Origin of the sequence: Streptomyces bohaiensis, from assembly GCF_012033785.1 — a bacterium.
GTDB lineage: Bacteria > Actinomycetota > Actinomycetes > Streptomycetales > Streptomycetaceae > Streptomyces > Streptomyces bohaiensis.
Genome location: NZ_JAAVJC010000185.1, coordinates 1 through 9,542, shown reverse-complemented (window position 1 = coordinate 9,542; position 9,542 = coordinate 1). Strand labels below are relative to the sequence as shown.

Here is a 9,542-nt window from a genome sequence, read left to right as displayed (position 1 = left end):
GGCGTCGCCGCCGGGGGAGCCGGCGCCGGCACCTCCACCGGGGTGCGACGGCCGGCCGAGGCCGTCGGGCGGCCCACCGGCGGGAGCGGGACACCCAGCAGCGACGCGAGGTAGCGGCGCCACAGCGGTCGGCCCGCAGTGTGCCGCTCGTGGCGAGCCCCGGGGTGCGGGCCGAGAAGCGCGGAACGGAACCTCGCCGCCCGGGAGGCGGTCACGGGCGGACCTCGCTCTCGGCCACCACCGCGGCCGGCGGTCCCTGGACCGCCTCCCGGACACCGGCACTCGTTCCGAGTTGCCGCAGCAGTGCCGGGGCGGAGACACCCACCGCGATCGCCGCAGCGAAACCGACGACCTGGTTGTGGAAGAGCAGACCCGCAGCCGCGCCCAGCACCACGAGACTGGCCGCGGCGAGCGCGTCCGCCGGGGGGTCGGTGTACCGCGCCAGCGGCACCAGCGGCTCGCCCCGCTCCCGGGCCCCGCGTCGGGCCGACCGCCAGGCCGCGATGCGGCTGTGCAGCACCAGCAGTTCGGTGAGCGCGCCGCCCACCGCGCCGAGCGCCATCGCCAGGTACCAGACCATCGTGCGTCTCCCCTCAGCTGCCGGGGCGTCACCGATCACGCCGTACCAGGAGGGTGCCCACCCTCGGCTCCCCGTAGTGCCGGCCGCGCCGGGCAGCCACCCCTCGGAGCGCACGGCCCGCCCTCGCCCGCTCCGGCGCGCGTGCGGGCGCTCCGGCCACCGCCGGAGCGCGGGAGCCCGTCGCGGCACCGCGCTTCCCGGCGACGGGCCCCGGGCGGGCCCTGGCTACAGCGCCTCGACCTCCCCGAGCGACGGGAAGGAGCGCTGCGCGCCCTCCCGGGTCACCGCCGCCGCGCCCACCCGCACCGCGAACCGCGCCGCGGCCACCAGTTCCTCGCCCCTGGCGAGCCGCCACGCCAGCGCCGCGGTGAACGCGTCGCCGGCGCCGGTGGTGTCGACGGCGCGCACCGCCGGGCTGTCCACCCGCTCGGTGCCCTCGGCCGTCGCCACCAGGGCGCCCCGGGCACCGAGCGTCACCACCACCGAGCGCGGGCCCAGGGAGAGCAGCGCCGTCGCCTGCTCGGCGACCAAGGAGTCGGCGACGCCTTCGCCGTCCCCGGCCTCCTCCCGGGCCCGTGCCGCGCCCCCGTCATCGGAGCCGGCCAACAGGAACCGCGCCTCGTGCTCGTTGACCACCAGCGGATCGCAGACGCGCAGGACCTCCGCGGGCAGCACCGCGGGCGGCGAGGGGTTCAGTACCAGCCGGCTCGTCGGCGGCAGCCGCCGCGCCACCTCGGCGACCGTCTCCAGGGGGATCTCCAACTGGGTGGAGACCACGGCGGCCCGACGGAGCAGCTCCTGAGCTGCCGTCACATCCGCCGGGGTGAGGCGGGCGTTGGCGCCCGGAGCCACGACGATGCTGTTGTCGCCGGAGGGGTCCACCGTGATCAGCGCGACCCCGGTCGGGGCGGCGCCGCCGAGCACCGCCCGGGTGTCCGCGCCCGCCTCGCGCAGCGACTGCCGCAGCAGCGCACCGTGCGCGTCGTCGCCCACCCGGGCGATCGAGGTGGCACGCGGGTTCACGGGCCGGCCGGTGGGACCGGCTCCGGCGATCGTCGCGTCACTGGACCGGGCCGCGGAGACGCTGCGCTCGGCCGCGACGGAGTTCGCGGGCGCGGATCTGCGCGACGCCCTCGGGGACTCCCCCTCACTGGCCGGGGTGCGCTGGGACTCCGCCACGCGGTGGCCGGACGAGGGCTGGGCCGGGCGGATGCGGCTGGCTTCGGCGGAGGACCCGCCCGGATCGGGGAGCTTCGTGGTGCTGCCGGAGTGGCGGGGAGCGGGGGCGCCCTCCCCCACCGGATGACCGGCGAAGCGCCACCGCGTGGCCGCGTGGGTGCGCGGTGGCGGACGCCGTGCGGGAGAACATCCGGGTGCCCGCCGACCGGCCCGCGACGACGCGGCCGGCGCGCCGTCGGGACGTCGCGGATCGGCCGGGTTCCGGTCGTCCGGGCGGAGACCGGAGCGGGCCCGGGCGGCTTCAGCCCGTGGTTCCGGGCGCGCCACGCGACCAGGCGCGCGGCGCCCGCCAGTTGTAGCGCAGCGCCAGGAGCCGGATGGCGAAGGCGGTCAGCGCCGCGGCCGTCATGGTCCAGTTGTTGAGCGCGTCGAACCGCAGCAGCAGCGCGACGGCGCTCGCCCCCACGATGGCCGGGACGGCGTAGATCTCCCGGTCGCGCCGCAGCAGCGAGGGCACCTCGTTGGCGAGCACGTCACGCACCACGCCGCCGCCGGCGGCGGTGGCGAGTCCGAGCGCGGCGCTGCCCACGGTGCCGAGTCCGTACTCGTACGCCTTGACCGTCCCGACGACGCAGAAGAACCCGAGCCCGGCCGCGTCGAACACCTGCACCGCCCGGTCGATGCGACCGAGTTCCGGGTGCAGGAAGATGACGGTCACCGTGGTGACCAGGGGCGTGAGGAAGTACCCGGGGTCGCTGAACGCCGCGGGGACGGCACCGATCACCAGGTCGCGGAAGATCCCACCGCCGAGACCGGTGGCGAAGGCCAGGACGGCGATGCCGAAGACGTCGAAGTTCTTGCGCACCGCGAGGAGGGCGCCCGAGATGGCGAAGACGAAGATGCCGCCGAGGTCGAGGTAGCGCTGCAGCGAGGGGTCGAGAAGGTCCACCCGGGCATTGTTGCCCCTGCCTGCTGTTCTGCCCGCACCGGCCGGCCGCAGCGCCGGCCCGTCGGCAGCGGGGCGCGGAGGCGCGGAGGCGCAGCAGCGGGGCGGGGCGGGGCGACGGTCCGACGGTCCGACGGTCCGACGGATGAGAAAAGCCTCCCCGGCGAGAAGACCTCGAGCCGGGAAGGCTTGTGTGAACGTCACATTACCACGGTTCAACCGTCGTCCCGCTCACCGCGACGCGGTACCGCTTCCGACACCGCGTCCGACGCCGCGCCGGAGCCGGCAGGGGCCGTGACCGGGGCCCAGGAGGGGTCGTTGAAGCGGTCATGAGACCGATCCGGACCGCCGCGGGCGTCGTCACCCTCCTCTGCGCGGTGGCACTGTCGCCGACGCAGACCGCCACCGCCCAGGAGGCCATGGCCTCCTCCTCCCGCCCGGTGCCGGTGGGCGATCCGCGGGGCCCGGCCACCGGGGAGGCCGCGAGCTGCCTGATCGCCGTGGACGGCCCGGACCGCCCGCTCCTCGTGCTGTCCGAGCGCGCCGACCGGCGCTGCCCCGCACCGCACGTCATCGCGCACAGCTGACCGGCGCCCGGGCCCGTCGCACCCGGGTCGGGCGGAGCGCCGGCCGGCCGCGGGAGGGTGCCGCGCGTTACTGCAATCGGGCGGTGGACCGGCGAGGGAGCCGCCATCGGCCGCGTCGGCCGGACACCCGTCGGCAACCCCCGCCCTAGCGTGACGGGATGCGAGTTCTCGTCACCGGCGGTGCCGGTTTCATCGGGTCCCATGTGGTCGACGCCCTCCGGGCGCACGGGTGCGATCCCGTCGTGCTGGACGTGCGGACCGATCCCGCACAGGACGTGCGGGATCCGGAGGTGGTGGCGAAGGCGCTGGTCGGTGTCGACGCCGTCTGCCACCAGGCGGCGATGGTGGGGCTGAGCTCCCGCTTCGGCGACGCCCCGGCGTACGTCTCGCACAACGACGTCGGGACGGCGGTCCTGCTCGCGGAGATGGCCGAGGCAGGCGTCGGGCACCTGGTGCTGGCCGGGTCGATGGTGGTCTACGGCGAGGGGCGCTACCGGTGTTCCCGGCACGGGGTGGTCCGCCCGGGTCCGCGGTTGGTGGCCGATCTCGACGCGGGCCGGTTCGAGCCGCCGTGCCCGCGGTGCGGCGAGGCGCTCGCTCCCGAACTCGTGGGCGAGGACGCGCCGGTGGACCCCCGGAACGTCTACGCCTGCACCAAGCTCACGCAGGAGCACCTGGCCGCCTCGTGGGCCCGGGCGACCGGTGGCTCGGCCGTCGCGCTGCGGTACCACAACGTCTACGGTCCGCGGATGCCGAAGGACACCCCCTACGCGGGCGTCGCCTCGTTCTTCCGTTCGGCACTGGCGCGGGGCGAGGCGCCGCGCGTCTTCGAGGACGGCGGGCAGCGCCGGGACTTCGTGCACGTCCGGGATGTCGCCGAGGCCAACGTCGCCGCGCTGCTCGCCGAGGGGCGTCCGGGCGCGCTCCGCAGCTACAACACCGGGAGCGGCGACCCCCGCACCGTCGGCGAGGCCGCGCTCGCGCTCGCGACCGCCCACGGCGGCCCGGCCCCCGTGGTCACAGGGGAGTACCGGCTCGGGGACGTCCGGCACGTCACCGCCGACTCCTCGCTGCTCCGCGCCGAACTGGGTTGGTCGCCGACGGTCCGGTTCGAGGACGGGATGCGGGAGTTCGCCTCGGCTCCGCTGCGCGGCGAGTGAGCCGCCCGGCCGAGCGGCACCTCCCGTACGGCTCGAAGGCAGGGCACGGAGGGTGACGCCACACGGTGCACCCCTCACCGCAATTGCCGGATTTGCCCGCAAAGCACCTTTAGGGTGAGGGAATGGCAAGCCTCCCCACCTCCCCGGTGGCCGACGTCGTCCTGCCGTGCCTGGACGAGGCGGCCGCCCTGCCCTGGGTCCTGAAACGGATCCCACCCGGGTGGCGCGCGATCGTCGTCGACAACGGGTCGACCGACGGCTCCGCCGACATCGCCCGCTCGCTGGGCGCGACCGTCGTCCACGAGTCCCGGCGGGGCTTCGGCGCCGCCTGTCACGCCGGGCTCACGGCCGCCACCGCCGACATCGTCTGCTTCTGCGACTGCGACGCCTCGCTCGATCCGGCCCGACTCGTCCCGTTCGTGGCGGAGGTCTCCCGCGGCGCCGCCGACCTCGTTCTGGGGCGGCGGCGTCCTCGCACCCACCGCGCCTGGCCGGTGCACGCCCGCGTCGGCAACGCCGCGCTCGCACGGATGGTCCGCCGACGCACCGGCGTCGCGCTCCACGACATCGGACCGCTGCGGGCGGCCCGGCGCGAAGCCCTGCTCGGCCTGGAGCTCGCTGACCGACGCAGCGGCTACCCGCTGCAGATGGTGGTCAGGGCGGCGGAGGCGGGATGGCGGATCACGGAGCACCCCGTGCCGTACCTCCCCCGCACCGGCACCTCGAAGGTGACGGGCACCTGGCGCGGGACCTGGCAGGCCGTCAGGGACATGCGAGCGGTGCTCGCCGCCACACCGGTGTCCGCAGCGGACGAAAGGACCCGCCTGTGACCACGCTCCTCGTCATCGCCAAGGAACCCCGCCCCGGACGGGTGAAGACCCGTCTCACCCCGCCGTTCACCCCCGAGGAGGCCGCCTCGCTGGCGCGGGCGGCACTCGCCGACACGCTGGACGCCGTGGCCCGCACCCCCGCTGACCGGCGGGTGCTGGTCCTGGACGGCTCGCCCGGCGACTGGCTGCCCGCCGGCTTCGAGGTGGTACCGCAATGCGCGGGCGGGCTCGACCAGCGGCTGGCCGCCGCTTTCTCCGGCTGTGACGGCCCCGCGCTCCTGGTCGGCATGGACACCCCGCAGGTGACGCCCGAACTGCTGACCGTCTCCTTCGACGCCTGCGACGCCTGGCTGGGCGACGCGACCGACGGCGGGTTCTGGGCGCTCGGCCTGAAACGGCCGGACCCGGCCCTGCTGGCGGGCGTGCCGATGTCGACACCGCACACCGGCCGGGCCCAGCGCGAACGCCTCCGCGCCGCCGGGCTGCGGGTGGGCGAGCTGCCCCCGCTGACCGACGTGGACGAGGCCCCGGACGCCGAGATCGTGGCGGCGGCCGCCCCGCGCGGCCGCTTCGCCGCGGAACTGCTCCGGCTGAAGGCGGGCGCCACGCGATGAGCACCTCCCACGAGACCGCCACTCCCCCGGCCCCGGTCCGGTGCTGGTCCAGCGAGCCCTACGCCGACGCCCTGCGCGACGGACGGGGCCCGCTCTACCTGCGCCGGGGCGACGGTTGGCTGCTGCACCTGGACGTCGAGCGCTGGTGCGGCGGCCCCGACGAGGCGGACCGCTCGGTCCTTGCCCGTTGCGAAGGCCCCGTGCTCGACGTCGGCTGCGGGCCGGGACGCCTGGTGGCGGCCCTGTCCGCCGGCGGTCGGGACGCGCTCGGCATCGACATCAGCACGGCAGCGGTCGACCACACCACCGCACTGGGTGCGCCCGCGCTGCGGCACTCGGTGTTCGACCCGCTGCCCCGGGAGGGTCGCTGGCGGACCGCACTCGTCATCGACGGCAACATCGGTATCGGCGGTGATCCCGGCGCCCTGCTGGAACGTCTGGGCGGCGTGCTGGCGCCGGGCGGCCTGCTCATCGCCGAGACGGCGCCGGTGGACGTCGACGAGCGCGCCGAGGTGCGCCTGGTACGCGACCCGGACGGCAGTGGCGGCAGCGGGTCGGCGTTCCCCTGGGCGCGGCTGGGAACGGCTGCGCTGCTCCGCCACGCGCGGCCCGGCTGGTCGGCGACCGATCAGTGGTCGGTCGGCGGACGCTGCTTCGCCGCCCTCCGCAACCGCACCAGGAGCGCGGCGCCGGAGAGAGCGAAGAGCGCCGCGGTGATGAGCAGCCAGCGCTGGGCGAAGCCGCTGCCGGACAAGCCCGTCACCTCCGCGTAGCGCTCCGCCACCCGACCGCTGATCAGGGGGAACCAGAGCAGCAGCAACAGCCCCGACAGCGCGGCCGGCACCCGGACGTGCACGACGGCCTCTCGCCACCCGAGCGCCGCGCACGCCCGGGTGGCGGCACGGTCGAGCGCCGAGTACAGCGGCAGCAGCACGAGGTCGTGGAGGAAGGCGGCGCCCACCACCCACAGCAGGATCATGAACCAGTCGCCCTCCAGCAGCCGGACCCCGGCGTAGCCGGTGAGCGCGAAGGAACAGCCCAGCAGGACCAGTACCACCGGGCTGCCGGTCGCGGCACGGAGGGAACGCCGGCCGGTCACCGGTCACCGCCGTCCCGCGCCGAGAGCTGCCGGAACTCCATCCGGGCGACCCACTTGGTGTTGAGCACGCCGGGCGCCGCCGGGACGATCACCCGAGCGGGGAACCCGTGGTCCGGGGTGAGGGGGGCGCCGTTGACCTCGAGGGCGAGCAGCGACCGCGGGTCCGCGACCTGGTTGGCCCGCAGCGCCGCGCGGCGGAACGCGCCGGACCGCTGGAGCGAGGTGACCAGCACGTCCGGGACGCTCCCCTCCTCGTGGCCGGCGAGGCCGGCGAGATCACGCAGTCGGACGCCGCGCCACCGCTGGTCGGAGGTGGACCACCCCTCGACGCAGGCGATGGGCAGCGCCGCCGTGTGCTGCGGCAGGGCGGCGAGGTCGGACCTGCTCAGGCGCACCGTCCCGGCGGGGCCCACCAGCGCCAGGCGCCAGACCTCGGCGGCGGTCTCCTCGGGGGTGACGCCGACGGAGGCGGCGGTCTTGTTGATCTGGAACCCGCCCGGACCGTCGCCGGGTTCGGCCCAGCCGTGCGGGGCGAGCAGCGCGGTGGCCCGGAGCGGACCGTCGAAGCTGCGGCCCGCGGTGGTGCCGAGGAGCAGCAGGGAGCCGGCTCCGACGAACCACAGGGCGCCTCGGCGGGAGGTGGTGGGCGCGGCGGGCCGGAGGGCGTCCGATGCGCCGGCGTCCGACGCACCGGGATCCGACGCACCGGAGTCCGCCCCGCCCTCGGGCGGGCCTCCGCGCCGGCGCACGGCGCGGAGGGCGGCCGGGAGCCGGAGGGCGACGTGCAGGGCGAGCGCGGCGACGAACACCCACGCGCCGTAGAAGTGCAGGCGGTAGAAGGAGCCGGGGAAGAGGTAGTCGAGCTGGATGTTGAGGATGCCGGTGGCGAAGACGAACAGCCCACCGCCGACCAGCGCCAGCAGCGAGAGCCGCTCCAGGGCGCGCGCGAGGGTCCGGGCCGGCGGGACCGCGAAGAGCCGCGGGATCACGGACCAGAGCTTGGCCAGCAGCACCGGCACCAGAGTGATCCCGAGCGTGACGTGCACGCCCTGGGTCAGCCGGTACAGCCAGTGGGGGTCGGTCGGCCAGGGGAAGAGGTAGCCGCCGAGGAGCCCCTTGTCAGGGGTCTGGTCGTTGACCGGCGACAGGTCGGGGTTGTACGCGGCGTAGGAGAGCAGTCCGGTGGCGAACACCACCGGGATGCCGACCAGCAGCGCCAGGCCGAGCAACGAGGTGAACCGGGTGCCCCGCACCGGGCTGCGCCAGAAGGTGGGGGAACTCGGAAGCGTGAGGTCGCGCATGACGCGACGCTATGTCCGGGATGCCCCACGAACGGGGGTGCCACCCGCGGCAAACGGCTGACGTCCGCGTGCGCGGCGGGGCGCCCGGCCGGCGCGGGCCTAGCGTGCTCGGATGACCCGTTGCCTGAAGCGAGACCTGGTGGCGGCGTCGGCCGCGGCCGTGCTCGTCGCCGTCACCGTCCTCGTGGGCCATCGGATCCAGCGTGAGGACGGCACCCTGCACGTGAACTGGCCCCCGCTGTCGGCCGTGTGGGAACCCCACCTCGGCCCGGGGACGGTACCGGCCGTGGTGCTGGCGGTGGCCGTGGTGCTGTGGGGGCCGGTCGTCGCGGCCCGGGCACGGTGGGGGGCGGTGCCCCTGGCGGCCTGGGGTGCGGCGACGGCGTGGACGTGGGCGCTGGCCCTGGTGGACGGCTGGCGGCGCGGCGTGGTGGAACGCATGGAGAACCGCCACGAGTACCTCGCGGCGGTCGACCGGTTCACCGATGTCCCGGCGGCGCTGCGGGGGTTCACCGACCACATCCTCATCGACGCACCGGACAACTGGCCGACGCACGTGGCCGGGCACCCGCCGGGCGCCACGCTGACCTTCGTCCTGCTGGACCGGGTCGGGCTGTCCGGAGGCGGCTGGGCGGGGGCGTTCTGCATCGTGGCCGGTGCGTCGGCCTGCGCCGCCGTGCTGGTGGCGGTGCGAGCGCTCGCCGGTGAGCCGCTCGCTCGCCGCGCGGCACCGTTCCTGGTGCTCCTCCCGGGCGCGGTGTGGATGGGCACGTCCGCGGACGCGTACTTCACGGCGGTCGCCGCGTGGGCCGTGGCACTCCTCGCGTTGGCGGTCACCGGGAGGTCGGTGTGGTGGGCGGCGGGTGCGGGGCTGCTGTTCGGCTGGGCGTGCCAGCTCTCCTACGGACTGGTCCTGCTGGGGGTGCTCGGGATGGGGGTGCTGCTGTTGGGGGCGCGGACCGTGCGCGAGCGGCCGGTCGTGGTGGTGCTGCTGCTCGCGGGGGCCGCGGTGGCGCCGGTGGCGTTCGCGCTGCTGGGCTTCGACTGGTGGGAGGCGTACCGCTTGCTGGTGGAGCGGTACCACCAGGGCGCGGGGGGCGTAAGGCCCTACGGCTACTGGGTGTGGGCCAACCTGGCGTGCGCCGTGCTGGTGGTGGGGCCGGCGACGGTGGCGGGGCTGCGGCGTTCGGCAGCGGCGGTGTGGCGGGAGCGGCACGGGCGGCGCGGCGCCGGGCCGGGGGGCGGC

The 9,542-nt window shown here is 76.0% G+C and carries 11 protein-coding genes; 6 read left to right on the top strand and 5 right to left on the bottom strand.

Annotation, left to right across the window (positions count from 1 at the left end; all coding sequences use genetic code 11):
* The 4 genes from HCN52_RS24855 to HCN52_RS17720 all read right to left on the bottom strand — a co-directional run.
* The coding region (locus tag HCN52_RS24855; protein ID WP_209314674.1) for a hypothetical protein at positions 1-215 on the bottom strand (215 nt) is incomplete at its 3' end.
* Complete coding sequence (locus tag HCN52_RS17730) at positions 212-580, bottom strand: hypothetical protein (RefSeq protein WP_168089432.1); 369 nt, start codon at positions 578-580, stop codon at positions 212-214. The genes HCN52_RS17730 and HCN52_RS24855, both read right to left, overlap by 4 nt.
* Positions 581-805: 225 nt before the next feature.
* Positions 806-1,759 (bottom strand): ribokinase, encoded by a 954-nt coding sequence (locus HCN52_RS17725; protein WP_168089433.1) that lies wholly within the window; start codon positions 1,757-1,759, stop codon positions 806-808.
* Positions 1,760-2,060: 301 nt separating this feature from the next.
* Positions 2,061-2,708, bottom strand: a complete 648-nt coding sequence (locus HCN52_RS17720; RefSeq protein WP_168089431.1) for a trimeric intracellular cation channel family protein — start codon at positions 2,706-2,708, stop codon at positions 2,061-2,063.
* Between the two features lie 326 nt (positions 2,709-3,034).
* On the opposite strand from HCN52_RS17720, the gene HCN52_RS17715 reads away from it, so the two are divergent.
* The 5 genes from HCN52_RS17715 to HCN52_RS17695 all read left to right on the top strand — a co-directional run bounded on the left by HCN52_RS17715 (position 3,035) and on the right by HCN52_RS17695 (position 6,669).
* Entirely contained in the window at positions 3,035-3,292 is a 258-nt protein-coding gene (locus HCN52_RS17715) for a hypothetical protein (protein WP_168089430.1), read from the top strand.
* A 158-nt stretch (positions 3,293-3,450) separates the two neighbouring features.
* Positions 3,451-4,452: an NAD-dependent epimerase/dehydratase family protein gene (locus tag HCN52_RS17710; protein ID WP_168089429.1), complete on the top strand. Its 1,002-nt coding sequence runs from the start codon at positions 3,451-3,453 to the stop codon at positions 4,450-4,452.
* 122 nt (positions 4,453-4,574) lie between these two features.
* Positions 4,575-5,282: a glycosyltransferase family 2 protein gene (locus HCN52_RS17705; protein WP_168089428.1), complete on the top strand. Its 708-nt coding sequence runs from the start codon at positions 4,575-4,577 to the stop codon at positions 5,280-5,282.
* Positions 5,279-5,896 carry a TIGR04282 family arsenosugar biosynthesis glycosyltransferase gene (locus tag HCN52_RS17700; protein ID WP_168089427.1) on the top strand — a complete coding sequence of 206 codons (618 nt, stop codon included), beginning with the start codon at positions 5,279-5,281 and terminating at the stop codon, positions 5,894-5,896. The genes HCN52_RS17705 and HCN52_RS17700 overlap by 4 nt, the downstream gene beginning before the upstream one ends.
* The gene (locus HCN52_RS17695; protein ID WP_168089426.1) at positions 5,893-6,669 is read left to right on the top strand and encodes a class I SAM-dependent methyltransferase; all 777 of its coding nucleotides are present in this window, start codon (positions 5,893-5,895) and stop codon (positions 6,667-6,669) included. Before HCN52_RS17700 ends, HCN52_RS17695 begins: the two co-directional genes overlap by 4 nt.
* 322 nt (positions 6,670-6,991) lie before the next feature.
* Here the strand turns inward: HCN52_RS17695 and HCN52_RS17690 are convergent, their stop codons facing one another.
* The gene (locus tag HCN52_RS17690) at positions 6,992-8,296 is read right to left on the bottom strand and encodes a molybdopterin-dependent oxidoreductase (protein ID WP_168089425.1); all 1,305 of its coding nucleotides are present in this window, start codon (positions 8,294-8,296) and stop codon (positions 6,992-6,994) included.
* Between the two features lie 112 nt (positions 8,297-8,408).
* On the opposite strand from HCN52_RS17690, the gene HCN52_RS17685 reads away from it, so the two are divergent.
* The coding region (locus tag HCN52_RS17685; RefSeq protein WP_168089424.1) for a glycosyltransferase family protein at positions 8,409-9,542 on the top strand (1,134 nt) is incomplete at its 3' end.